23 protein-coding genes are annotated in these 24,564 nt (G+C 67.0%); 16 read left to right on the top strand and 7 right to left on the bottom strand.

Annotation, left to right across the window (positions count from 1 at the left end; genetic code table 11):
- Positions 1 to 30 precede the first annotated feature (30 nt).
- Positions 31 to 702 carry a 5,6-dimethylbenzimidazole synthase gene (gene bluB / locus ACSYG9_RS14170; protein WP_440123172.1) on the top strand — a complete coding sequence of 224 codons (672 nt, stop codon included), beginning with the start codon at positions 31 to 33 and terminating at the stop codon, positions 700 to 702.
- 70 nt (positions 703 to 772) lie between these two features.
- Here bluB and ACSYG9_RS14175 read toward each other — a convergent pair whose 3' ends face one another.
- Positions 773 to 2,899: an oxidoreductase gene (locus ACSYG9_RS14175; RefSeq protein ID WP_454838776.1), complete on the bottom strand. Its 2,127-nt coding sequence runs from the start codon at positions 2,897 to 2,899 to the stop codon at positions 773 to 775.
- A gap of 66 nt (positions 2,900 to 2,965) precedes the next feature.
- Positions 2,966 to 4,111 (bottom strand): cytochrome P450, encoded by a 1,146-nt coding sequence (locus ACSYG9_RS14180; protein WP_454838777.1) that lies wholly within the window; start codon positions 4,109 to 4,111, stop codon positions 2,966 to 2,968.
- A gap of 121 nt (positions 4,112 to 4,232) precedes the next feature.
- Here ACSYG9_RS14180 and ACSYG9_RS14185 point away from each other — a divergent pair, with 121 nt between their 5' ends.
- Together ACSYG9_RS14185 and ACSYG9_RS14190 are read left to right on the top strand one after the other, a co-directional pair.
- Entirely contained in the window at positions 4,233 to 4,937 is a 705-nt protein-coding gene (locus ACSYG9_RS14185) for a DUF2334 domain-containing protein (RefSeq protein WP_440123175.1), read from the top strand.
- 66 nt (positions 4,938 to 5,003) lie between these two features.
- Positions 5,004 to 6,644, top strand: coding sequence for an FAD-binding dehydrogenase (locus ACSYG9_RS14190; protein WP_440123176.1), 1,641 nt, complete (start codon positions 5,004 to 5,006; stop codon positions 6,642 to 6,644).
- Between the two features lie 21 nt (positions 6,645 to 6,665).
- Here the strand turns inward: ACSYG9_RS14190 and ACSYG9_RS14195 are convergent, their stop codons facing one another.
- Complete coding sequence (locus ACSYG9_RS14195; RefSeq protein ID WP_440123177.1) at positions 6,666 to 7,310, bottom strand: MBL fold metallo-hydrolase; 645 nt, start codon at positions 7,308 to 7,310, stop codon at positions 6,666 to 6,668.
- 102 nt (positions 7,311 to 7,412) lie between these two features.
- Between ACSYG9_RS14195 and purS the strand changes: the two genes are divergently transcribed.
- The 12 genes from purS to purM all read left to right on the top strand — a co-directional run bounded on the left by purS (position 7,413) and on the right by purM (position 20,215).
- Positions 7,413 to 7,658, top strand: a complete 246-nt coding sequence (gene purS / locus ACSYG9_RS14200) for a phosphoribosylformylglycinamidine synthase subunit PurS (protein ID WP_440123178.1) — start codon at positions 7,413 to 7,415, stop codon at positions 7,656 to 7,658.
- Positions 7,655 to 8,332, top strand: a complete 678-nt coding sequence (purQ, locus tag ACSYG9_RS14205) for a phosphoribosylformylglycinamidine synthase subunit PurQ (protein WP_330134280.1) — start codon at positions 7,655 to 7,657, stop codon at positions 8,330 to 8,332. Before purS ends, purQ begins: the two co-directional genes overlap by 4 nt.
- Positions 8,333 to 8,646: 314 nt before the next feature.
- On the top strand, positions 8,647 to 9,573 hold the full coding sequence (locus tag ACSYG9_RS14210; protein ID WP_440123179.1) for an acyl-CoA thioesterase domain-containing protein: 927 nt from the start codon (positions 8,647 to 8,649) through the stop codon (positions 9,571 to 9,573).
- A 33-nt stretch (positions 9,574 to 9,606) separates the two neighbouring features.
- A complete protein-coding gene (locus ACSYG9_RS14215; RefSeq protein ID WP_440123180.1) occupies positions 9,607 to 10,023 on the top strand; it encodes a DUF427 domain-containing protein in 417 nt (138 codons plus the stop codon).
- Between the two features lie 56 nt (positions 10,024 to 10,079).
- Positions 10,080 to 11,387, top strand: a complete 1,308-nt coding sequence (locus ACSYG9_RS14220) for a M18 family aminopeptidase (RefSeq protein WP_454838779.1) — start codon at positions 10,080 to 10,082, stop codon at positions 11,385 to 11,387.
- Between the two features lie 65 nt (positions 11,388 to 11,452).
- Positions 11,453 to 12,124, top strand: coding sequence for a Uma2 family endonuclease (locus ACSYG9_RS14225; RefSeq protein ID WP_454838781.1), 672 nt, complete (start codon positions 11,453 to 11,455; stop codon positions 12,122 to 12,124).
- A gap of 83 nt (positions 12,125 to 12,207) precedes the next feature.
- Positions 12,208 to 14,490, top strand: a complete 2,283-nt coding sequence (gene purL / locus ACSYG9_RS14230; protein ID WP_440123183.1) for a phosphoribosylformylglycinamidine synthase subunit PurL — start codon at positions 12,208 to 12,210, stop codon at positions 14,488 to 14,490.
- Positions 14,491 to 14,494: 4 nt separating this feature from the next.
- Positions 14,495 to 16,270 (top strand): alpha/beta hydrolase, encoded by a 1,776-nt coding sequence (locus ACSYG9_RS14235; RefSeq protein WP_454838783.1) that lies wholly within the window; start codon positions 14,495 to 14,497, stop codon positions 16,268 to 16,270.
- Complete coding sequence (locus tag ACSYG9_RS14240; protein ID WP_440123185.1) at positions 16,267 to 16,911, top strand: CPBP family glutamic-type intramembrane protease; 645 nt, start codon at positions 16,267 to 16,269, stop codon at positions 16,909 to 16,911. The genes ACSYG9_RS14235 and ACSYG9_RS14240 overlap by 4 nt, the downstream gene beginning before the upstream one ends.
- Positions 16,912 to 16,921: 10 nt before the next feature.
- Positions 16,922 to 17,308, top strand: coding sequence for a sterol carrier family protein (locus tag ACSYG9_RS14245; protein WP_440123186.1), 387 nt, complete (start codon positions 16,922 to 16,924; stop codon positions 17,306 to 17,308).
- 94 nt (positions 17,309 to 17,402) lie between these two features.
- Entirely contained in the window at positions 17,403 to 18,986 is a 1,584-nt protein-coding gene (gene purF / locus ACSYG9_RS14250) for an amidophosphoribosyltransferase (protein ID WP_454838785.1), read from the top strand.
- A 155-nt stretch (positions 18,987 to 19,141) separates the two neighbouring features.
- Positions 19,142 to 20,215 carry a phosphoribosylformylglycinamidine cyclo-ligase gene (purM, locus tag ACSYG9_RS14255; protein ID WP_440123188.1) on the top strand — a complete coding sequence of 358 codons (1,074 nt, stop codon included), beginning with the start codon at positions 19,142 to 19,144 and terminating at the stop codon, positions 20,213 to 20,215.
- Positions 20,216 to 20,406: 191 nt separating this feature from the next.
- Here purM and ACSYG9_RS14260 read toward each other — a convergent pair whose 3' ends face one another.
- From ACSYG9_RS14260 to ygfZ, 4 genes are all read right to left on the bottom strand, one after another.
- Positions 20,407 to 20,607, bottom strand: a complete 201-nt coding sequence (locus tag ACSYG9_RS14260; protein ID WP_169688290.1) for a DUF3073 domain-containing protein — start codon at positions 20,605 to 20,607, stop codon at positions 20,407 to 20,409.
- A 194-nt stretch (positions 20,608 to 20,801) separates the two neighbouring features.
- Positions 20,802 to 21,758: an asparaginase gene (locus ACSYG9_RS14265; protein WP_454838788.1), complete on the bottom strand. Its 957-nt coding sequence runs from the start codon at positions 21,756 to 21,758 to the stop codon at positions 20,802 to 20,804.
- Positions 21,755 to 22,426: an MOSC domain-containing protein gene (locus tag ACSYG9_RS14270; RefSeq protein ID WP_454838789.1), complete on the bottom strand. Its 672-nt coding sequence runs from the start codon at positions 22,424 to 22,426 to the stop codon at positions 21,755 to 21,757. Before ACSYG9_RS14270 ends, ACSYG9_RS14265 begins: the two co-directional genes overlap by 4 nt.
- Positions 22,423 to 23,553, bottom strand: a complete 1,131-nt coding sequence (gene ygfZ, locus ACSYG9_RS14275) for a CAF17-like 4Fe-4S cluster assembly/insertion protein YgfZ (protein ID WP_454838790.1) — start codon at positions 23,551 to 23,553, stop codon at positions 22,423 to 22,425. Before ygfZ ends, ACSYG9_RS14270 begins: the two co-directional genes overlap by 4 nt.
- Positions 23,554 to 23,608: 55 nt before the next feature.
- Between ygfZ and ACSYG9_RS14280 the strand changes: the two genes are divergently transcribed.
- Positions 23,609 to 24,463 carry an aminodeoxychorismate lyase gene (locus tag ACSYG9_RS14280; RefSeq protein ID WP_440123192.1) on the top strand — a complete coding sequence of 285 codons (855 nt, stop codon included), beginning with the start codon at positions 23,609 to 23,611 and terminating at the stop codon, positions 24,461 to 24,463.
- Positions 24,464 to 24,564: the final 101 nt, after the last annotated feature.

Below are 24,564 nucleotides of genomic sequence, written 5' to 3' on the forward strand. Positions count from 1 at the left end.
CGCGACAGACCAGAACAGAGCACGAGAAACATGTTTTCGACCGAGGCGCGTGACGCGCTGTACGACATCATCCGCATGCGCCGCGACGTGCGCGCCGAGTTCAGCGGTGACGTGATCTCCGAGGACGTGCTGTGGCGCGTCCTCGGGGCTGCCCACCACGCGCCGAGCGTCGGCAACACCCAACCGTGGGACTTCGTGGTCGTGCAGGACCGGGAACGTCTCGCGCAGTTCGCCGAGCATGTGGCAGGGCGCCGTCAGGCATTCGCCGACTCGTTGCCCGAAGACCGCAAGGGCACCTTCGACCCGATCAAGGTCGAGGGGATCGTCGAGTCCGGAACCGGCATCGTCGTCACCTATGACCCGGAGCGGGGCGGCAAACACATCCTCGGCCGCCACACCATCGACGAATCGGGTCTGTTCTCCGCGGTGCTCGCGATCCAGAATCTCTGGCTCGCGGCGACAGCGGAGGGGCTCGGCGTCGGCTGGGTGTCGTTCTACGAGGAGCCGTTCCTCGCCGACTTCGTCGGTGTCGCCGGTCCCGTCCGGCCCATCGCGTGGCTGTGCGTCGGACCGGTCACCGCGCTGCAGGAGGTCCCCGATCTCGAGCGGTTCGGCTGGCGCAGCGGACGTGAGCTCACCGATGCGGTGCACCGCGACACGTTCGCGGGTGCTGCGTTCGAGCCGGACGCCGCAGACGCCTGACAGCCGACATACCTACCGACAGCGGCGGCAGGCACCCACGGGTGCCTGCCGCCGCTGCTGTCGGTACCCGTCAGAGTTCGGCTGCGACCTTCCACGCCGAGTGGATCGCACCTTCGATGTAGTCGACGCTGCCTGCGTCGCCGACCACGCGTACATCCAGGCCCGAATCGGCCAGTTGGTCGGCCAGCGGTGCAGCGGCCGACACACCGGACGCGACGATGACCATGCTGGCGCGGGCAGACTTCGTCTCGCCGTCGACGGTGAACTCCACGGTCTTCGGCGTGATCCGCTCGACAGTGGCATTGCGGTGCACCTGCACGCCGATTTCACGAGCATGCTTCGCAGCGGTCCACCTGCGCGGCATCGCCATCGGAACACCGAGCTGCTGCCCTTCGGCGAGCAGCGTCACGCGGCTACCGCGCTCGGCCATGAACTCTGCCAGCTCGAGTCCGACGAGCGAGCCACCGATCACGACGACGTCCTTGGCCATCGGCAGGAACTTCAGGAACCGGGTACTGAGGCTGCGGATCCGTTCGGCGCTGGTGGTGATGCGTGCCAGTTTGCCGAGCTTGCCCATGATGCGCAGGAACAGTGCCTGATCGGAGACGTCGCCCGTACCTGTCATGAGTGCACGCATGCTGTCGCCGGTGTGCACGTGCGGCAGGTCGCCGCCGGGAACGGTCGGACGCTCTCGTACTGCGCCGGTCGCGACGATCACCACATCCGGGTTCAGCGCACGCACGGATGCCGCGGTCGCCTCAGTGTTCAGGCGCACGTCGATGCCGAGCCGGGTGACTTCCTGAGCCTGCCATTTCAGCATGCGTCCGTTGTCGGGGGTGGTCAGGCTGGAGAACCACATCGTGCCGCCCAGCCGGTCCGCCTTGTCGAGGACCGTCACCCGGTGTCCGCGTTCGGTGGCGACCCGCGCCGCCTCCAGACCGCCAGGCCCGGCGCCGATGACCACGACGTGCTTGGATGTGGCGCTCCGGACGAACGGCATCAGCGTCTCGTTGCCGAGCGTGGGGTTGACCGCGCAGATCGGCGTGGCATCCCAGAAGTTCTCCTGAACACACACGTAGCAGTTGATGCACGGGCGGATCTGTTCGGTGCGGCCCGTCTCGAGCTTGTTCACGAGCTGCGGGTCGGCAAGCAACTGGCGGCCCATCGCAACGAAATCGGTGTGTCCCTCGGCGATCATCTTCTCGCCGACCTCGGGCAACATGCGGCCGACGGTGATGACCGGGATCGACACCGCACGTTTGATGGCGGCAGCGTTGTCGGTGTAGAAGCCGACCTTGTCGGGCAGCGGGCCGTCGGTGAAGTTCGCGAACGCGTTGAGCGCGGTGCCCGTGACGTGGATGGCGTCCGCGCCCGCCTGCTCGAACATGACGGCGGCGGCCGTGGACTCCTCCACGGTGAGACCGTCGGTTTCGCCGTACTCCTGGCCGGCCAGACGCACGATCACCGCAAGGTCGTCGCCGACCTCGGCCTTGACCGCACGGATCACCTCGACCGTCAGCCGGGCCCGATTCTCCAGCGACCCGCCGTATTCGTCGGTGCGCTGATTCGAGTACCGGCTCAGGAACCCGCCGAGAACGTAATTGTGGGCGACATGGATCTCGACCGCGTCGCCACCGGCAGTCTTCACACGTCCTGCCGCTTCGGCGAACATGCGGATCAGCCACTCGATGTCATCGACGGTGGCCTCGTGATACGTGGTCTGCTTGCCGCCTTGGATGGCGGCCATCTTCTTCAGTTCCTCGGGCGTGTTGTCGATGAACGCGCTCATGTCGCTCGGTGGCTTCGGCCTGCTCGGAACGAGCTGTGGCCGATCCTGGACCGTGTCGATACGCGCAACCTTGCCGTGGTGCGTCATCTGCACGCACAGCTTGCTTCCTGCGTCGTGAACCGCGTCGGCGAGTGCTTTGAGCCCGGGGATGAACCGGTCCTCGGACAGTCCGGGCTCCTTCGTGCTGGCACATCCGGCGGGGTACGCAACTGCGCAGCATCCGGTGATGATCAGCCCGGTTCCCCCGGCGGCGCGAGCGACGAAATGATCGATGTCGCCCTGCTCGATCTCGCCGTCCTCGCAGAGGTTCATGTCCATCGCAGGCAGCACCACCCGGTTGTCCAGAGCAATGGGACCGATGGCACCGGGGGAGAGCAGGTTGGGGTATGTCTGAAGCCGGTTCGTCACGGGAGAAAGCTATTCCTGGCAGAAGGGCCGGCGGGAATCGGTCCCGATGAACGAGATGCCGGTCACTCAGCGCCGAAGCAGTGAGACCGGTACGCTGTCGAACCCGCCTGCGGGGTACGCGGCGTGACCCGGAGGCACGGCCACTTCGATGAAGTCGGTCGCGGCGAGCAGCTCTTCGATCAATACCGTCAGTTCGAGTCTCGCCAGCGGTGCGCCGGGGCACCCATGGATGCCGCGCCCGTAGAGCAGATTGTCGTCGGGATCGCGGTCGAGCCGGAACTCGTCGGGATCACCGAAGACGCCCTCGTCGCGATTCGCCGACGCCCACAGCACCATGACGCGCTCGCCCACTGGAATCGTCCGGCCGCTCACCGTCACCTCCTCGGTGGTGCGACGACGGTTCGCGATCAAGGGCGCACGCATGCGCAGAATTTCGTCGCACGCAGCGCCGATGAGATCCGGCTCGGAACGGAGACGACGTTGGACATCGGGGTTCGCGGCGAGGAACGACACGAGGATCCCGACACAGGCGGCGATCGTGCTCAGTTCCCCGACCGTCCAGTTACGGATGAGGGACACCAGTTCGGCGTCGGACAGCGGCCGTCCGTTCACCCGCTCGGCGAGCAGTTCGGCGGTGACGTCGGCCGGCCGCTCGGGGGTGCGGCGCTCATCGAGCTGTTCTCGGATGTAACCGTCGAACTCCATCGCGATCGCCGACATCGCTTCTCTGTCCAGGGCACGCGTCGCTTCCCGGTTCTTGCGTGTCCATTCCCGCAGCGGGTCGTGAAGGCGTGCCGGCCATCCCATGAAGCGGCACTGGATACGGTTTGCGAACGGTTCGGCCAGCTCGGAGACGATCTCGACGAGGCCGTCGCCGAGCGCGCCGACGAGCTGCCGCGACACCGCGCGGCACTCGGGTTCGAACTCGCGCATGCGGCCGGGAGTGAAGTAGCGATCGTTGATCGCACGGAACGCCGTGTGCTCCGGCGGATCCATCCCGTTGGGAACCGACAGGTGTGACGACACCGAGTTGCTGAACGTGCCGGGGTCGTCGAGGATCCGCACGATGTCGGCGTGCCGGAACACCGTCCAGTTGCGGTACGCGCTGTACGCCACGGGGCACCGGGCGCGCATCTCGTCGTATGCCGCGACCTGGTCGGTCTGGACCTGTGCGGAGCGCGGATCCCAATCGACATGCGGTTCGCCGGTCATCGACTGCCTCCGTTGTATCGCCGGTACATGCCCTCCCAGTGTGCAGACCGTGGACGGACTGTCGCGTAGGTTTCGGCCCCCCGACGATTTCCGTTCATCCGCATCGTGCATCGTGAAAGGCATGAGCGGACAACTGATCGTGTCGGTCTCGGGGATCAGGGACGCCACACGCGACGTCATCGACGGATTCGCGCGGGAGATGGACGCCCGCGGCGTGCCCCTGTCGCTGTTCGTCGCGCCGAGGCTCAAAGATCACTACCGCCTGATCAACGATCCGGAGACCCAGGAGTGGCTGCTCGAACGCCGTGAAGGGGGCGACGCGGTGGTTCTGCACGGGTACGACCAGGCTGCGACCAAGCGCCGTCGCGCCGAGTTCGCCGCACTGCCCGAGCACGAAGCCCGTCTGCGTCTGCTCGCGGCCGACCGTGTCCTCGAAGAGGTCGGCTTGCGTACCCGCCTGTTCGCGCCCCCGCGCTGGCTCGGATCGCCGGGTGCACTCGCCGCGCTCCCGCACGCCGGGTTCCGTCTGATGGCCGACATCGCGGGGATCCGTGACCTCGAACGCGACACCGTCGTCAAATCCCGCGTCTACGGCATCGGGGACGGCGCGAAGACCGAACCGTGGTGGTGTCGGGCCATGGTGATCGGGGCGGGGCGCGTGGCGCGCCGTGGTGAACTGTTGCGTGTCGCAATATCCGGAGCGCACCTGGCGAAGCCAGGGCCTCGGCAAGCGATGCTCGACGCTGTGGATATCGCACTGCACCACGGCGCGGAGCCCAGCGTCTACCGTTGGCAGCGCACCGTATTCGATCGCAGTGTGGCCTGAGGTCGTTCGGGACGATCGCCGGACTCGTCTCCCATCGGGCGCTACCGGTCGGTAGTCTTTCCGTCCATGGACGCAGACGTGATCGTGGTGGGCGCGGGTCTCGCGGGATTGGTCGCAACGGGGGAGTTGATCGACGCGGGCCGCAAGGTGCTGCTCGTCGATCAAGAGAATTCGAACAACCTAGGCGGACAGGCATTCTGGTCTTTCGGCGGACTGTTCTTCGTCGACAGCCCTGATCAGCGTCGCCTGGGGATCAAGGACTCGTACGAACTTGCCCTCCAGGACTGGATGGGTACCGCAGGTTTCGACCGCGACGACGAGGACCGCTGGCCGCGCCGCTGGGCGCAGGCCTACGTCGAGTTCGCGGCGGGCGAGAAGTACGCCTGGCTACGGGAGCGTGGCCTGAAGATCTTCCCGATGGTCAACTGGGCCGAACGCGGCGGTTACGACGCCGGCGGCCACGGCAATTCCGTTCCGCGCTTCCACATCACGTGGGGAACCGGCCCCGCGCTCGTCGAGATGTTCGCGCGCAAGGTCCGTGACGGTGTCGAGCGCGGACTGGTGACGCTGAAGCACCGCCACCAGGTGGACGAGCTGGTGGCGGCGGGCGGCGCGGTCACAGGCGTGCGCGGCACCGTCCTGGAACCGACCACTGCCGCACGCGGCGTGAAGTCGTCGCGGACTGCGGTCGGCGATTTCGAGTTCTCCGCCGGCGCCGTCATCGTCACGTCGGGCGGTATCGGAGGCAACTACGACCTCGTGAAGAAGAACTGGCCGAAGCGGCTCGGGGAGCCGCCGAAGCACATGCTCACCGGGGTACCCGCGCATGTCGACGGCAGAATGCTCGAGATCACCGAGAACGCAGGTGGCAACGTCGTCAACCGCGACCGCATGTGGCACTACACCGAGGGCATCACCAACTACGACCCCGTGTGGCCGAACCACGGCATCCGCATCCTGCCCGGGCCGTCGTCGCTGTGGCTCGACGCCACCGGCAGGCGGCTTCCGGTGCCGCTGTTCCCCGGTTTCGACACTCTCGGCACACTCGAGCACATCGTGGGTACCGGCCATGATCACACCTGGTTCGTGCTGGATCAGAAGATCATCGAGAAGGAGTTCGGCCTCTCCGGGTCGGAGCAGAACCCCGATCTGACCGGTCGTGACATCCGACTGCTGTTGCAGCGCGTGAAGTCCGGCGCCCCCGGTCCGGTGGAGGCGTTCAAGGAACGCGGCGTCGACTTCGTGGTGCGCGACAACCTCGCCGACCTCGTCGCAGGCATGAACGAACTCACCCCGGACGCGCCTCTCGACTACGCGACGGTGCGATCGGTAGTCGAGGCCCGCGACCGTGAGATCGCCAACAAGTACACAAAGGACCTGCAGGTCGCCGCACTGAGAGCAGCGCGCGCCTACAAGCCCGACCGCATCGCGCGGATCGCCTCACCGCACCGGATCCTCGACCCGAAGGCCGGGCCGCTCATCGCCGTCAAACTGCACTTGCTCACCCGCAAGACACTCGGCGGACTGGAAACCGATCTGTCGTCGCGGGTGCTCAAAGCCGACGGATCGGTGTTCGATGGTCTGTTCGCCGCAGGTGAGGTCGCAGGCTTCGGTGGCGGCGGCGTCCACGGCTACCGGGCGCTCGAGGGCACATTCCTCGGCGGTTGCATCTTCTCGGGCCGGGCGGCGGGTCGCGCCGCCCGGTGACCGTCCCGGCCGGGTGCTTCGTCAGACCTCTTCGCGGTCCTCGTGCTTCAGCACCCGGAACTCGGTGCCCGCAGGCGCCATCTCGGAGTACCGGCCGTAGAAGATCCCATTGGCCTGATCGGTGATGATGCCCTGGTGGATCGGCACCGCCACGCGCGGATTCACCGCGCGCAAGTAGTCGACCGATTCCCAGATCTTGAGCCAGGGAGCAGCCGAAGGCAGCGCGAGCACATCGACCTTCTCGTGCGGAATGTAGAGCGAATCGCCCGGATGGAGCAGACGGGCCGGGTTCTCGTCGTCGCCGACGAGGTAGGCGGTGTTGTCGATCACCGGTAGTTCGGGGTGGATCACCGCGTGGCGTCCGCCGGTGCCGCGGACGGTGAGGGTGCCGACGGTGAACGTGTCGCCGGGGCGCACCGCCGACCAGTCGCCGCCCAGCATCGACGCCGACTGCGGGTCGGAGAACAGCGCGGCGCCCGGGTTCGCCTCGAGCAGCGCGGGAAGGCGCGCCGGGTCGGCGTGGTCGGGATGCTGGTGGGTGACGAGGACGGCGTCGAGTCCGGTGATCCCTTCGAATCCGTGCGAGAAATTGCCCGGGTCGAACAGGATCGTGGTGCCGTTGTGTTCGAGCAGGATGCAAGAGTGTCCGAAGTGCGTCAGTCGCATGGATCCGAGTATGCCGGGCTCGACCGCTGCGCGTGGGCCGGTAAACTGCAGCGTGTCCGGTATCCGTCTCCGGACGCCAGCACTACTACCGAGGAGCAGCACGTGGCGCGTGTCGTCGTCGAAGTCATGCCCAAGACCGAGATTCTCGACCCCCAGGGCCAGGCCATTGTCGGGGCGCTGTCGCGGCTGGGCTTCGCGGGCGTGACCGACGTCCGTCAGGGAAAGCGGTTCGAGCTGGAGATCGACGGCAGCGTCGAGGATGCCGAGCTCGAGAAGATCGCCGAGGGTCTCCTCGCGAACACCGTGATCGAGGACTGGACGGTCCGTCGAATCGACGGTGAGGCATGAGCGCCCGCATCGGAGTCATCACGTTCCCGGGAACGCTCGACGACGTCGATGCATCCCGCGCCGTGAAGCTCGCCGGTGGTGAGGCCGTGAGTCTGTGGCACGGCGACGCCGATCTGAAGAATGTCGACGCGGTCATCGTGCCCGGCGGATTCTCCTACGGCGACTACCTGCGCTGCGGCGCGATTGCCCGGTTCGCTCCGGTGATGGGCAAGGTCGTCGAGGCAGCGCAGGGCGGAATGCCCGTCCTCGGTATCTGCAACGGCTTCCAGGTGCTGTGCGAGGCAGGCCTGCTGCCGGGTGCTCTGACCCGCAACGCCGGTCTGCACTTCATCTGCCGCGACCAGTGGCTGAAGGTCGAGGCCACCGACACTGCGTGGACGTCGCGCTACGAGTCGGGCGCCGAGATCCTCGTGCCGCTCAAGTCGGGAGAAGGCCGCTATCAGGCTTCCGAGCAGGTGCTCGACGAGCTCGAGGGCGAGGGGCGTGTCGTGTTCCGCTACGCGGGCGACAACCCGAACGGTTCGCAGCGCGGAATTGCAGGTATCTCGTCGGCGAACGGCCGCGTCGTCGGTCTCATGCCGCATCCGGAGCACGCCACCGAGGCGCTCACCGGTCCCAGCGACGACGGGCTCGGCATGTTCTACAGCGTTCTCGACGCCGTTGTGAACGCCTGACTTCTGGCACGACAAGACCCCGCTGTCCATCTGGGCAGCGGGGTCTTGTGTTCGGAAACGGAAGCGAGGGACCCCGTCGCCGTCCCGATCGGCCTCGAGGTCCCTCGCCCGTAATACACCCGGAATTCAACCCCCCGATCGAGTCCCGAGCCGGAGCCACCCCCATCCCCCTCCGGTGGCGCCGACGTCGAGTGTGCCGGACACGATCGATCTTGTCGTGAGTAGGAATACGCAAACTTCGGGTATCCATATCCGGGCTGTTCGGACGTACGCTGTAGCGCACTGTTCCGATCCCACTCGTGAAGGACCGGCATATGGCAACTTCTGATACGGCATCCTCCGAACCCACCGCTGCGAATTCCAGTACGTCGGACGAAGCACCTGTGTCCGAAGAATCTTCGGTGAAGCGCATGCTGCACATCTTCGACGTGACGCAGACCGGTGAGAACAGCTTCACCGGGGAGAGCGACGGCGGGGGACGACGCGTCGTCGACGGCACCCAACTGCTCGCCCAGTCCATCGTTGCGGTAGCGAAGCGATTTCCCGACAAGGAGATCCGATCTGCACGGGCGATCTTCTCGCGCGCGGTCGATGCGGACGAACCGGTCGATTTCGAGATCGATATCGTTCATGCGGGACGCACCATGGTCAGCGCCAACGTGGCCGTATGCCAGAACGGTCGCCGCCACGCGATGGTGTCGATCCTCGCGGATCGTCCGACCCCGGACGTGATCCGCCATCACAAATCCCGGCCCGATGTGGCCCCGCCTGCCCGAGCTCATCTCAACGAAATGCCCATGACCGGACGGGAGCTCAGGGTCGTCGATGTGGTGGACGTCCGCAGCCCCGAAGAGGTCGGGCCGCCGGAACTGTATGCCTGGCTGCGTTACGACCCGATCCCGACGCGTACCGACCTGGCCAAGGCGCTCATCGCGCACTTCACAGGGCACCTGTCGGTCTCCGCGACCATGCGGGCACACGACGGAATCGGAACGAGCCAGGCACACCGGACTGTTTCGACCGGAATCATGACGGTGTCGGTCGCATTCCACGACCCGGTCCGATGGGACGGATGGTTGCTCTATTCCCACGAAAGCACGCAGGTGGGTGGAGGAATGTCCTACGTGCGTGGGCAGGTGCACACCGAAAGCGGGGAATTGCTCGCATCGTTCACCCAGGAAGCGATGATCCGTCCGTTGCAGGCCGATCATTCTGCGATACCCGCAAGCGCGCGATTGTGACCGAACGCAGAACCACCGCACAGGAGAGTGCCGATGAGTGTGCACGACGAGACACGTCCCCGGGGCAGCACCGGTTTCGCGGACAGGCCGGACTACCGGGTCGATATCCATGCCCGCCGCAACGTGGTCCGCGCGACCCTGGGCGGGGTGCTCCTCGCCGAGACCACAGCATCCCTGCTGGTCGACGAGCAGGACCACGGCCTGGTGTTCTACTTCCCACGCGCGGACGTCGCGGTGGAACTGGCACCGGCCGGGGGCGCCGGGTCGCGGTGCCCGTTCAAGGGCGAGGCGACGTATTGGCGTTTCGATGGGGACGGCGAGCAGCCGCTGTGCTGGAGCTATGAGGAGCCGTGGGAGCAGGTCGCTCGGATACGCGGATTCGTGGCGTTCTACCAGGACGCCGTGACCGTGAGCGTGGGGCAGGCCCATCCTGCGGTCTCGGGGCGCTGAGCAGAAGGCGACGGTGGCGCCGGCGAGGGCGCAGCAGCGAGTGCGAAGATGCTGGCATGCCTTCGATCACGAATGCCGATGCCCAGGGTCTGTGCAACTTCGTCGACCTGTCTCCCTCACCGTTCCATGTGTGCGCGACCGTTGCGGCAACTCTGAGCGACAACGGGTTCACCGAGCTCGACGAGACCAGCAGCTGGCCTGCTGATCCGGGTAGGTACTACGTGATCCGGGGCGGCTCGCTGATCGCGTGGAGCACCGAAGGGGAAGACACGAGCCCGGCCCGGCCGTTCCGCATCGTCGGGGGACATACCGACAGCCCGAATCTGAGAGTCAAGCAGCACCCGGATCTCGCGTCGGCCGGATGGCAGCTCGTCGGCCTCGAACCGTACGGCGGGGCATGGCTCAATTCGTGGCTCGACCGCGACCTCGGGGTGTCCGGACGGTTCACCGTCCGCTCCGGTCACACCACCGAGGACGTGCTCGTGCGCGTCGACAAGCCGGTTCTGCGTGTGCCGCAGCTCGCCATCCACCTGTCGGAAGACCGGAAGGGCGTGCAGCTCGATCCGCAGCGCCACGTCAACGGTGTGTGGGGCATCGGGCGCGAGCCCCGGTCGTTCATCGAGTATCTCGCGGAGCAGACGGGTATCGACGCCTCCTCGGTCCTCGGCTGGGAACTCATGACGCACGACCTGGCACCGAGTTCACTCGTCGGCGCAGGCGGAGATCTGGTCAGCGCTCCGCGACTGGACAACCAGACCACGTGTTACGCGGGCCAGCAGGCCCTGCTCGCCGCAACCGAGCACGTCGCCGAGCATGCCGGACCGATGCCCGTGCTGGCCCTGTTCGATCACGAGGAGGTCGGCAGCATGTCCGACCGCGGGGCGTTCTCCGATCTGCTGAACACGGTCCTCGAACGCATCGTGCTGGTGCGCGGCGGTGGGCGCGACGAATTCCTGCGTGCGATGGCCGGGTCGATCGTGGCCTCCGGCGACATGGCACACGCGACGCATCCGAACTATCCGGACCGGCACGAACCCGCGCACCGGATCGCGGTGGGCGGCGGACCGGTGCTCAAGGTCAACCAGAATCTGCGGTACGCGACCGACGCGGAGGGCGCCGGTGCATTCGCCCTCGCCTGCGAGCAGGCCGGTGTTCCCCTCCAGCGCTACGTCCACCGGGCGGACCTGCCGTGCGGTTCGACGATCGGACCGATCACTGCGTCCAGGACCGGCCTGACCACCGTCGACGTCGGTGCGCCGCAACTCGCGATGCACTCGGCGCGGGAGTTGATGGGTGCGGCGGATGTGACGACGTATGCGGATGCGCTCGCCGCATTTCTCACGCCGCGCTTGCCTCATTCCTGAGACCGGCGCGCCGCCCGGTGCGAGACTGGGGTCGTCCAGTCCGGCGTGCGATCGGGGGTGTCGAGGTGAGCGGCCCGTCCTTCCCCGACCACCTGCTCGGCCTCGACGAGTGGGTGGGGCTCCCCGAGTACGAGCGCTTCCACGTGGAGCTCTGCGAGGGGGTTCTCGTTGCGTCGCCGCAACCCGGATCAGCGCACGACCACGCCGCGCTCGCGCTGGTGTTGCAGCTCGACGACCAGCTTCCAGGCAACCTGTGTGTGCTCGGTGGGGTGGAGGTCCTGGTCACTGCCGAGCCGCTCACGGTGCGCGTTCCCGACGCCATCGTGGTCGACCGGGCCCTCGTGGACGCGGATCCCGACCGAGCTCCGTCCTCCGAGGTGCGGTTGGTACTCGAGGTCACCGTCGACGGCACTGCCCGCACCGACCGCGTCACGAAGTTCTCGGAGTATGCGGAGGCCGGGATCCCTCAGTACTGGATCGTCGATCTCACCGGTCCGCCGGTGATCGCGGTCTTCACCCTCGATTCCGGCTGGTATCGATACGACGGTGAACACAGCGGTGCACCGACGCTGACCGCGGCGGGAAACGAGGTCACCGTGGACCTCGGCGGGCTCGTCGAACAGAGCGCCCGTGCACCTGCGGAACGCCGCGTGACGGCGCCCGTGCAGGAGCACAACGCAGTGGTCGCCGACACCGCTGCGGCACCGGAAGCGCCGGAGGGGCCTGCCCCCCGATAGACTGGCCTCCGGCAGTGCCCGCCCGGCCTGCTGTTTTCGATCCTGCTGTTTCTCGATCCCAGAGTGAAGGGACCCGACGCCCAGTGTCATCGCACGTGGATACCGTCACCCACGCCGCCGAAACCCCCGATGTCGCTCAGCCCTATCGGGAGCTGGGGCTGAAGGAAGACGAGTACACCCGCATCACGGAGATCCTGGGGCGCCGCCCCACGGACGCCGAGCTGGCGATGTACTCGGTGATGTGGTCCGAGCACTGCTCGTACAAATCGTCGAAGGTGCACCTGAAGTACTTCGGTGAGACCACCACCGACGAGATGCGCTCGTCGATGCTCGCCGGTATCGGTGAGAACGCAGGCGTCGTCGACATCGGCGACGGCTGGGCCGTCACCTTCAAGGTCGAATCCCACAATCATCCCTCCTACGTCGAGCCCTACCAGGGCGCAGCGACAGGTGTCGGCGGCATCGTCCGCGACATCATGGCGATGGGTGCTCGCCCGATCGCGGTGATGGACCAGCTTCGCTTCGGCGCGGCCGACCACCCCGACACGCGTCGCGTCGTCGACGGTGTCGTGCGCGGCGTCGGTGGCTACGGCAACTCCCTCGGCCTGCCCAACGTCGGTGGCGAGACCGTGTTCGACGCGTCCTACCAGGGCAATCCGCTCGTCAATGCGCTGTGCGCAGGAGCGATGCGTGTCGAGGATCTGCATCTGGCGTTCGCGTCGGGTACCGGCAACCGGATCATCCTGTTCGGTGCCCGCACCGGCCTCGACGGCATCGGGGGTGTGTCCGTACTCGCGTCCGAGACGTTCGACGACAGCGAAGGCGGTGGACGTCCGAAGAAGCTGCCCAGCGTCCAGGTCGGCGACCCGTTCACAGAGAAGGTGCTCATCGAGTGCTGCCTCGACCTGTATCGCGAGAAGCTCGTTGTCGGTATCCAGGATCTCGGCGGTGCCGGGCTCTCCTGCGCGACATCCGAGCTGGCCGCTGCCGGTGACGGCGGCATGCACATCTACCTCGAGCGTGTTCCCACGCGCGCGACGGGCATGACCCCGGCCGAGGTGCTCTCCTCGGAGTCTCAGGAGCGTATGTGCGCGGTCGTGGCACCCGAGAACGTCGACGCGTTCATGGCCGTGTGCAAGAAGTGGGATGTGCTCGCCACCGATATCGGTGAGGTCACCGACGGCGAGCGTCTCGTCATCGACTGGCACGGCGAGACCGTCGTCGACGTGCCGCCGCGCACGGTCGCGCACGAGGGGCCGGTATACGAGCGTCCCGTGCAGCGTCCCGATACGCAGGACGCGCTGATCGCCGACACCACTGCGAAGCTGAAGCGTCCGGAGACGGACGATGAGCTGAAGGCCACGTTGCTGAAGTTGCTCGCGTCGCCTGCGCTGTGCAGCCGCAAGTGGATCACCGAGCAGTACGACCGGTACGTGCGTGGCAACACTGTGCTGGCCGAGCACGCCGATGCCGGTGTGGTCCGCGTCGACGAGAAGACCGGCCGTGGTATCGCGCTGGCCACCGATGCGTCGGGCCGCTACACGCAGCTCGACCCGTACGCCGGTGCGCAGCTCGCGCTCGCCGAGGCGTATCGCAATGTGGCCACCACCGGTGCTACGCCGAAGGCCGTGTCCAACTGCCTGAACTTCGGTTCGCCGGAGGATCCGGGTGTGATGTGGCAGTTCCAGCAGGCCGTGCGCGGTCTCGCCGACGGATGCGCGCAGCTCGGTATTCCGGTCACGGGCGGTAACGTCAGCTTCTACAACCAGACCGGCTCCACGCCGATTCTGCCGACGCCGGTCGTTGCGGTCCTCGGAGTGATCGATGATGTGCACCGTCGCATCCCCACCGGCCTCGGGCTAGAGCCCGGTGAGACGCTGATCCTGCTGGGGGAGACCCGCGACGAGTTCGACGGGTCCATCTGGGCGCAGGTCGAGCACGATCATCTCGGTGGTGTGCCGCCGAAGGTCGATCTCGAGCGTGAGCGTCTGTTGTCGGAGATTCTCCTTGCGGGGTCGCGTGACGGGCTGATCTCTGCTGCTCACGACCTGTCCGAGGGTGGGCTTGCGCAGGCTGTTGTCGAGGCTGCGCTCGCGGGTGAGACGGGATGCCGGGTTCTGCTGCCCGAGGGTGCGGATCCGTTCGTGACGTTGTTCTCCGAGTCGGCGGGCCGGGTGCTCGTTGCTGTTCCGCGTACCGAGGAGTCCCGGTTCACGGGTATGTGCACGGCGCGGGAGATGCCGTGGGTCCGGATCGGTGTCGTCGATGAAGGGTCCGACTCGGTCGAGGTTCAGGGCCGGTTCTCGGTGCCCATGAGTGAACTCCGCGAGGTCTACGAAGGCACCTTGCCGGCACTGTTCGGGTAACCGAATGGCGGCTGCCCAGGTCGATCGGCTGGCAGCGATAGAAGCCCGTCAGGGGCAGATCATCGCCGCAGTCACCGATTTCGGTGAACGCCACCCCCTCACCGCTCGGGTGTGGGGGTGGCTCAGCCTCGATACGACCGGGGTGGCATTCGCCGCTCTGTTCTTCTGCTGGTCGTTGTCACCGTCGCTACTGCCGCGCGACTGGCTGTTCCAGGGCATCATCGGCGGGCTCAACGCCACGATCGGGTACGGGCTCGGCTGCGTCGTCGGCTGGGCCGTCACTCGATTCGTGCTCAGGGGACGAGCGTGGTGGCCGCTGCCGCTGCCCGTCGAACGGGCGATCAGGGTGGCGGTCCCGGTTGCAGGCATCCTCGCTTCGCTGGTCGCTCTCGTGCTCGCCGCCGGTCAGCAACGTCAGCTGGCTGCCCTCATGGACGCCGAGGGCACCACGACGTCCGGCTACCTTCGCACCTGCCTGCTCGCCCTTGCCGTTGCCGCATTGCTGATCTCGCTGTGGCGCGGGTTGCGCGATCTCGGCCGCTGGATTTCCAGGCAACTCGTGCGGCGCACACGGATGCCGGCGGGGCTCGCCCGCACCCTCGCGGTGATGGTCGTCGTCCTCGCGACCTTCATGCTCATCGACGGTGTGCTTCTGCGCGGTGCTTACGCGATCACGAACTCGGCATTCAGCATTCAGGACGACACCACCCGACCCGGCGCGATACAACCGTTGAGCCCCGCGAAATCCGGCAGTCCCGAGTCTTTCGCACCTTGGGAGACACTCGGGTTCGAAGGCCGGAACTTCGTGTCGCGGGGACTGGACACCGACGAACTGACCGCGATCAACGGTGTCCCCGCGCAGGAACCGATTCGCGTCTACGTCGGGCTCGATACGGCCGAAACAGCCGAGGAACGCATCGATCTCGTCGTCGACGAGCTCGAGCGCACCGGTGCGTTCGACCGTTCTGTACTGGTGCTGATCCCCACGACAGGGACCGGCTGGGTCAACCCTACGGCGGCGCAGGCGATGGAGCTCGTGCACAACGGCGACGTCGCGATGGTGGCGTGGCAGTACTCGTACCTGCCGAGCTGGATTTCGTTCCTGGCCGACAAGGAGAAGGCCGCTGCTGCAGGCGAGATGCTGATCGACCGCGTGCACCAGCGGTGGCTCGAGCTCCCCGAAGACCAGCGGCCCGAATTGTTCGTCTACGGCGAGAGTCTCGGAACGCAGTCGGGTGAAGGTGCTTTCGACAGTCTCGCGGACATCCGGGAGACCGTCGACGGTGTGCTGTGGGTCGGACCGCCGAATTCGAATCGGCTGTGGAGTCAGCTCGTCGAGCGCCGGGATCCGGGTAGTACCGAGGTCGAGCCGGTGTATGCCGATGGTCTCGTCGTTCGGTTCGCGGACAGCCGACAGGAGATCGGTGTTCCCGACACTCCGTGGTTGTCGCCGCGCGTCCTGTACATCCAGCACGCCTCGGACCCTGTCGTCTGGTGGACGCCGGACCTGCTGTTCACACGTCCCGACTGGTTGTCCGAGCCGCCCGGGCCGGATCGGCTCCCGCAGATGCGCTGGTTCCCGTTCGTCACGTTCTGGCAGGTCTCGGCCGATCTGACGAACGCGGCAGGGGTTCCGGACGGGCACGGTCACAACTACGGCACCACCGTGCTCGACGGGTGGGTGGCGGTGACGCAACCCGAGGGTTGGACCGATACCGACACCGAACGGGTCCGGATCGCGTTGGAGGCGCTGCGCAAGACGCAGGGGCCGGAGAAATGAGCATCCGGATGTGGCGCGGACCGGTCGCTGCGGTTGCTGCAGTGGCGCTCGGAGCGATCCTGCCCGCAGCCCCTGTCGGGCCGCGTGGCCGCGCGCTGCTCGCCGTCGGTGCCGGGATCGGTGCGGTGGCGTTGACCCGCGCGTCGGGTCTCGACCGACATGCCCTCGGTCTCGACGTATCGCGGCTGCGTGCAGGCCTGCGGTGGGGAGCCGCCGCGGCAGGCGCCATCGGGGCCGGCTATGTCGTCGCGCTGTCCGTTCCGGCGCTGCGCATCCACTTCGTCGACGACGAACGGGGCCGGCGCGAGGACTTCTACGAATGGATCGGCCTGCACATTCCGATCGGCACCGTCCTCGCCGAAGAGTTGCTCTTCCGAGGCGCGTTGACGGCCCTCGTCGGGCCGGTGCCTCAGGCGGTGGCGTTCGGACTGTGGCACGTGCGCCCGGCGATCGCCGTCGGCGACAGCGTAGCGACGACCGTGGTCGTCACGGCCCTGTCGGGCTTGGCCTTCGCGTGGTTGCGAAGGGGGAGCGGCAGCGTTCTCGCGCCGGCACTGGCTCATCTCGCGATCAATGTCGGGGGAGCGGTCGCGGTGCGGGTCGCGACGGCCGGGACCGGCCGGTCCCACACAGCGAATTAGGCTCGACTCCATGGCACCGCGCAAGATCGTCGATCCCGCCGACCTCCGTGAGGCGCTCCTGCGCGTCGGGTCGTGGGTGTCGGGCAGCAGCGACGAGAAGCCATCGAGGACGGACCTCGCGGTGGCGGTGCGGCTCAGCGCCCGGACTCTCGAACAGATCGCGCCGGGCTCGAGCGTCGAGGTGCGGGTTCCACCGTTCGTGGCGGTGCAATGCATCGAAGGTCCCCGGCATACGCGTGGGACGCCCCCCAATGTCGTCGAGACGGACCCCCGGACGTGGCTGCGGCTGGTCGTGGGACTCGAGGTGTTCGACGATGCAGTGGGCGCCGGCGGCGTCGATGCGTCGGGCGCACGGACAGGTGAGATCGCACATTGGCTTCCGCTCCTTCGTCTGTGATCCAGGAGTCCGTGCGGGTGCATGGTCGGGGGCGTCCGGAACGGCACGTAGAATGGGCCTGCCCCGATTTTGTCCAGCCCCAGGGAGCACCCCGGTGACCAGTGCCGATCTGTCGGTTCACACACGCAATCTTCTCGCCTCGGACGAACCCGAGAACGAGCCGCGCGAAGAGTGCGGCGTCTTCGGAGTGTGGGCTCCCGGCGAGGACGTGGCGAAACTCACGTACTACGGGCTCTACGCCCTTCAGCATCGAGGTCAGGAAGCCGCGGGCATCGCAGTTTCCGACGGTGCGCAGGTCCTCGTGTTCAAGGATCTCGGTCTGGTGAGCCAGGTCTTCGACGAGCAGACCCTGGCTGCGATGCCGGGTCATATCGCCGTCGGCCACTGCCGCTACTCGACGACGGGATCGACGACGTGGGAGAACGCACAGCCGATCTTCCGTACCACGGCGGCAGGCACCGGCGTGGCGCTCGGCCACAACGGCAACCTCGTCAACACCGCCGACCTTGCGCAGAAGGCGCGTGAGCTGGGCGCGCTCGACCAGAATCGTCCGGGCGCAGCGACCTCCGACTCGGACCTCGTCGGTGCGCTCCTCGCCCATGCGGCGGCGGACAGCACGATCGAAAACGCCGCAATGAAGCTGCTACCGACCCTCCGCGGCGCGTTCTGCCTGACATTCATGGACGAACACACCCTTTACGCGGCGCGCGACCCCTGGGGCATCCGGCCTCTGTGCCTGGGTCGTCTCGATCGTGGCTGGGTGGTGGCCAGCGAAACCGCGGCGCTCGACATCGTCGGAGCGTCCTTCGTTCGCGACATCGAGCCCGGTGAGTTGCTCGCCATCGATTCCGACGGTGTCCGGTCGTCCCGTTTCGCGGCGCCCGAACCGAAGGGCTGTGTTTTCGAATACGTGTATCTGGCGCGACCGGACTCGACGATCAGCGGACGTTCGGTGCACGCGACGCGTGTCGAGATCGGACGGCGCCTCGCGAAGGAACATCCGATCGACGCGGACCTGGTGATCCCGGTCCCGGAGTCCGGAACTCCCGCCGCGGTCGGCTACGCACAGGGCTCCGGTCTGCCGTACGGACAGGGGCTGATGAAGAACGCCTACGTGGGCCGCACCTTCATCCAGCCGAGCCAGACGATCCGTCAGCTGGGTATTCGGCTCAAGCTCAATCCCCTGCGCGAGGTCATCCGCGGGAAGCGACTCGTCGTCGTCGACGATTCGATCGTGCGTGGCAACACCCAGCGTGCACTGATCCGCATGCTGCGTGAGGCCGGGGCGCTCGAGATCCACGTCCGGATCGCGTCGTCCCCTGTGAAGTGGCCCTGCTTCTACGGCATCGACTTCGCCTCGCCCACCGAGCTCATCGCCAACGGTGGCGGTCACCGCGACACGGACATCGACGAGCACGACTACGACGAGATGGTCGAGATGGTGCGCCGGTCGATCGGTGCCGATTCGCTCGGCTACATCTCGATCGACGGCATGATCGGCGCGACCGAGCAGCCGTCGACGCGTCTGTGTGCGGCGTGCTTCGACGGCAGCTACCCGATTGCGTTGCCTACCGAGTACGCGATCGGCAAGAACGTCCTCGAAGGTGTCGTCGATGCGGAATCGGTCACTCCGACCGTGCTGGACAACGCCAACGCGGACGTTCTGAGCCGTCCGTAGATCCGGTTCCGGTACCGTGAGTGCGCGGTCGGCTCTCTCGGGCCCGCTTTCGCATGCGTTCTGACGGACACCGGCCACCCTGCATTTCGGTCACGAACGTGCCGTAACGCAACCTGACAACCCTATTCACAACTCGAAGCTGGAGCCGACAACCCATGACCGAGGAGACAACCCCCGGAGCTTCCTACGCAGCGGCAGGCGTGGACATCGAGGCGGGCGACAAGGCCGTCGAACTGTTCGCTCCGCACGCGAAGAGGGCAACACGACCGGAGGTGCTCGGAGGTCTCGGGGGCTTCGCGGGTCTGTTTGCACTCAAGGGCGACTACAAGGAGCCGCTGCTCGCCGCGTCCACCGACGGCGTCGGCACGAAGCTTGCGGTGGCGCAGGCGCTGGACAAGCACGACACCGTCGGTCTCGACCTGGTGGCCATGGTCGTCGACGATCTGGTCGTGTGCGGCGCCGAGCCGCTGTTCCTGCAGGACTACATCGCTGTCGGGCGCGTCGTGCCCGAGCGCGTCGCCGAGATCGTCTCGGGTATCGCCGAAGGCTGCGTCCAGGCCGGCTGCGCTCTTCTCGGCGGCGAGACTGCAGAACACCCCGGCGTGATGGCAGACGGCGACTACGACCTGTCTGCGACCGGTATCGGTGTGGTGGAGGCCGAGAAACTCCTCGGCCCCGAGCGCGTCCGCCCTGGTGATGTCGTGATCGCGATGCGCTCGTCGGGACTGCACTCCAACGGGTACTCGCTCGCACGCAAGGTGCTGCTCGAAATCGGCAAGATGAGCCTGACGGCCCACGTCGACGAGTTCAGCCGCACACTCGGTGAGGAACTGCTCGAGCCGACGCGGATCTACGCGAAGGACTGCCTGGCCCTCGCCGCCGAGACCGAGGTGCGCACCTTCTGCCACGTCACCGGTGGCGGGCTTGCGGCCAACCTGGCGCGCGTGATGCCGAAGGGCCTCGTCGCTGAACTCGACCGCACTACGTGGAGCCCGGCACCTGTTTTCGGTCTCATCGCTCAGCGCGGTCGTGTCGAGCGCGCCGAGATGGAGAAGACCTTCAATATGGGTGTCGGCATGGTCGCGATCGTCGCGCCCGAGGACGTCGACCGCGCGCTTGCGGTGCTCACGGCTCGGCACATCGAGAGCTGGACTCTCGGAACTGTCCGGAAGGCGCAGGATGCCGACGGTGAGCGGGCGCTGCTCCTCGGTGATCACCCGCGCTTCTGACGGCAGCGGCAAAATACGAAACAAGGGCCGGATATTCACGCTGGAGCGTGAATATCCGGCCCTTGGGTGTTTCTATGTGAACTCGCGGTCGTTGCGTCGCACACGCAGGGGGACCGCTCGATCAGCCGATGTCACCATCAGTGGAGGGGGAGCCGATGCCGGCTCCCCCTCCACTGATGGTTTACGTCTGGTCAGCGACGCCAGTCGTCGTCGTCGTCCCAACCGGAACCTTGGTCGGCGAAGACCTCGTCCCTGTGCGAGTTGGGTGCACCGCCCGACAGATCTCCGTCCGACAACTCTCGTTGAAGGCTCTCGAAGTCGGTGGATGGCGAGCTGTACTTCAGTTGCCTTGCAACCTTGGTCTGCTTTGCCTTAGCTCGGCCGCGGCCCATGGCCAACCCCCTCGCGCTTTGACGGGGCGGCCTGGGGAATTTGGCGGCCCCGGTGTGTTGAGTATTTTCCTGTGCCCCACTTTAGCTTGGAAAACTCAGTTCCGCTCCCACCCACCCGTTCAGGCCGGTGTCCGTTACATCTCATTGACACCCGACCTGCAGTAATGCGGTATTCAATTGTGTGAAGATGCGGCTCAGAACACCCCCGGTACGGCTCGGACGGTGCCGACACGCGCACCACCACCGAGTACGGGTTGCGAAGCCAGAGCTGCCAGCTTCTCGTCGACGGCTATCCCGAGCCGGGTGAGGACCGCAGCGGTGAGCGGGAGCCGGGCACGTTCATGACCATCGTCGATCTTGAAAGCGAACGCCGAGCCGTTCGGAAGGGCGCCCGCATGGATGCCGTCGGCTCCGGCCTTGCACACCAATCCCGGAACGGCCTGAATGAGCCGCAGGTCGTCCTTACCCGACCCTGAGATGAGGAACGGGTGCTCGCGGATCGCATCGGCGACAGCGTGTTCGGGCGTGTCGGGATCGGCGGTCGCCAGCCGGGAGTACGCGCGGGCCAGATTGATCAACGGCACCGGGACGATGGGAAGCCCGCATCCGTCGATTCCGAGATCCGTCTCCTCGATGTCGCCCGTGAGATCGAGGATCGTCTCCACCACAGCTCGCTGCAGGGGGTGGGCGGAGTCGAGGTAGTTCGCGGTGGGCCAGTTGTTGACCGCGCACGTCGCGAGCATCGCGGCGTGTTTACCCGAACAGTTCATGTAGGCGGGACGAGGGGCGCGACCCGCTGCGAGGACCTCGGCGCGGGCGAGTTCGTTGCCGGGTAGGTCCGCGGGACACTGCAGTGCGTCTTCCCCGAAGCCGGAGTAGGCGAGCAGCTCCTCGACGAGTTCGATATGGTCCGATTCGCCTTCGTGCGACGCCGTCGCGATGGCAAGTTCGGCGGTGTTGCGGGGCGCGAAGCCCAACCGCAGCATCGCGGTTGCCTGCAACGGCTTGTTCGACGAGCGCGGATAGACGGGAGTGTGAACCTCGCCGAGCGACACGATCACCTCACCGCGGGGATCGAGGACCACGAGAGATCCCCGATGTATGCACTCCCGGAATCCGGAGCGCACCACTTCGACCAGTTCGACGCTCAATACATCACCCGTACCTCTCGCCCGGCGACACGTCGCCGGGCCTTGTCCGCGACACTCGGCGACAGATCGTCCTGCTGCTCGAGCATCATCGCGATCCGTTCCGGGTCGCGTCCGGTGAACAAGTCGCGCACGGTCACCCCGTGCCCCGGGACGTCCTCGACGACGATGCGGTCGCCGGCCTGCACCCGGCCTTCGACGAGTACCTTCAGGTAGACGCCCGTGTCGCCGCGGGCCGCGAACCGCTTGACCCACCCCGTTTCGCCCGACCACACACCGAACGTGCCGCAGGGCGTACGCGGGCCTGTCACCTCGAGCAGGAGACCGGCGCCGCCTACCCGCCACCGCTCGCCGATGACCGCGTCGCTGGTCGCGATGCCACTGGTTCGAAGATTCTCTCCGAACCATCCGGCGGGAAGGTCTCGGCCGAGGTCGCCGGCCCAGCGCCCGGCTTCGTCGTCGCCGTACGCGTAGACGGCTTTGAAGCGGCCCCCGTGGTTCTCGGTATCGCATTGGCGGTCACCGTCGAGGCCGAGACGTCCGACATGGACGGGACCCGCCACGGGGCGCTTGTCGATCCCGGTGACGGGGACGCGGCGGGTGCCGCTGGCCCGGATCTCGTGCACCACACACACGGCGTCGACCCGGCCGGGATTCGGTGCGGGACTCAACGGCCGCGCAATCGGTCGACCGCGAGGCGGCCGGCCTGGATCGTGTCGTCGGCCGGCACCGAATCCGGATCGATGGCGGCCGCACACGGACCGACGACGAGCGCGGTGTCGGTCGCGATGTTGCGTTTGACGAGGGCCAGCGCTATCGGGCCCAGCTCGTAGTGATCGACGACGGTGCCGAGCCGTCCGACCGAGCGGCCTCCGGCGGTGATCGCCTCACCGGGTTCGGGACGCCCGTCGGCCGAGCCGTCGAGGTGCAGAAGAACCAGGTGACGCGGCGGTTTACCGAGATTGTGGACGCGGGCCACGGTCTCTTGGCCGCGGTAGCAGCCCTTGTCGAGGTGGACCGCGCCGGCCTCGGCAGGACCTCCGATCCAGCGGGCCTCGTGTGGGATGGTGCGCTCGTCGGTGTCGAGCCCCACGCGCGGCCGGGAGTCGGCGACGCGCAGTGCCTCGAACGCCCAGATGCCCGCGGCGCGGGCGCCTGCGGTGGTGAGCGCGGTGAAAATCTCGCCGAGTTTCTCGCGCGGCACGAGCAGGTCGTAGGAGTGCTCGGCGGGCCACGGCATTCTCCGCACGAATCCGCCGCCGGGGAGCGCGACGGCCGCATAAGCCTCGGCGGGCATGGCATCGAGGCCCAGTGCGGCGAGGATCGGCGCGCCGTCGGCATCGGAGCCGAGCAGAGAGAGCACCGCGAGTTCGTTGCCGTCACGGGGCTCGGCCTTTGCCCAGAAGACCATCTTGGTGAGGAACCCGAGCAGGTCGGGGCCACGGTCGTGTTCGGTGTCGATCCAGGTGGTGCCGTCGAGGTCGGTCTGCACGAAGTGGTGTTCGACGCGACCGTTCATATCGAGGCTGAGGTTCTCGGCGGAGGTGCCGTCGGGCAGGGATTGCACGTGCTGACTGGAAATGGTGTGCAACCAGCTCAGGCGTTCGTCGCCGCGGATCGCAATCACGAAGCGGTTGGAGCGGTCGACGACGGCGACGGAGCCGACGGCGGCGCGCTGTTCGCCCAGCGGATCTCCGTAGTGCCACGGCAGGCCCTCGTCGGGACTTCCGGGCGGGGACGCGACGGCATCGGGGAAGGTGAGCAACGGGCTCTCGGACACGATCGGAAACTCGGCCACGACACCAGTCTATGGGGAAGCGATCGGCAGGGGAGTAGTGGATAGGGTGGGCGGCATGGCTGATCGGGTGCTGGTGACACTGGATGGCGAGGTGAGGGATGCTGATGCGCCCCTGCTGCACGCCGACGATTTCGGAGTGCTGCGAGGGGACGGTGTCTTCGAGACGCTACTGGTGCGAGGCGGGCGAGCCCGCGCGGTCGAGCTGCATCTTGCACGGCTCGCGTCGTCCGCATCCGTAGCTGATCTTCCTGCCCCCGAGCTCGACGACTGGCGTATGGCCATCGACATTGCCGTCGAGCAGTGGGGAGATGCGCGAGAAGGTGTACTTCGTCTCGTCTACACCCGCGGCCGAGAGTTCGGCGACGGGCCCACGGCGTTCCTGCTGGTGACCCCGGTGGCCGAGCGTGTTCAGGCCGCGCGGCGCGACGGTGTCTCGGTGGTGTCGCTCGAGCGCGGGTTCTCGGTGGACCTCGCGCAGAAAGCACCGTGGCAGCTCCTCGGCGCGAAGACGTTGTCGTATGCGACCAACATGGCTGCGCTGCGCCACGCGGAATCCGTGGGGGCCGACGACGTGATCTACACGAGCAGTGAGGGCCACGTTCTGGAAGGCCCGCGATCGACGGTGGTGATCGCGCGCGGACGGACTCTCCTCACGACCCCGCCGGAACAGGGCATTCTGCCGGGCACCACCCAGCAGGCTCTGTTCGAGGCAGCTCGCGGGCACGACTTGACGGTGCGGTACGAGGCGCTGCGGCCCGCCGATCTCATCGTCGCGGACGGAGTCTGGCTGTTGTCGAGTGTGGCGCTCGCCGCGCGTGTGCACACGTTGGACGGTCACTCGCTCGCCACTGAGGCGCTCGGCGACGAGATCGAGAAGCTGGTCGACAAGGCGATCGAGACCGCACGCTGACACTCGCGTGAGCCCGGCCGCGGGGGCGGGCTGGTTGTGGTGGTGGCCACCGATGATGGGCGAGACCGACATTTTCTACTACTGTTCGTAGTAACAAGCCG

The organism is Rhodococcus sp. SJ-2, from assembly GCF_053750035.1.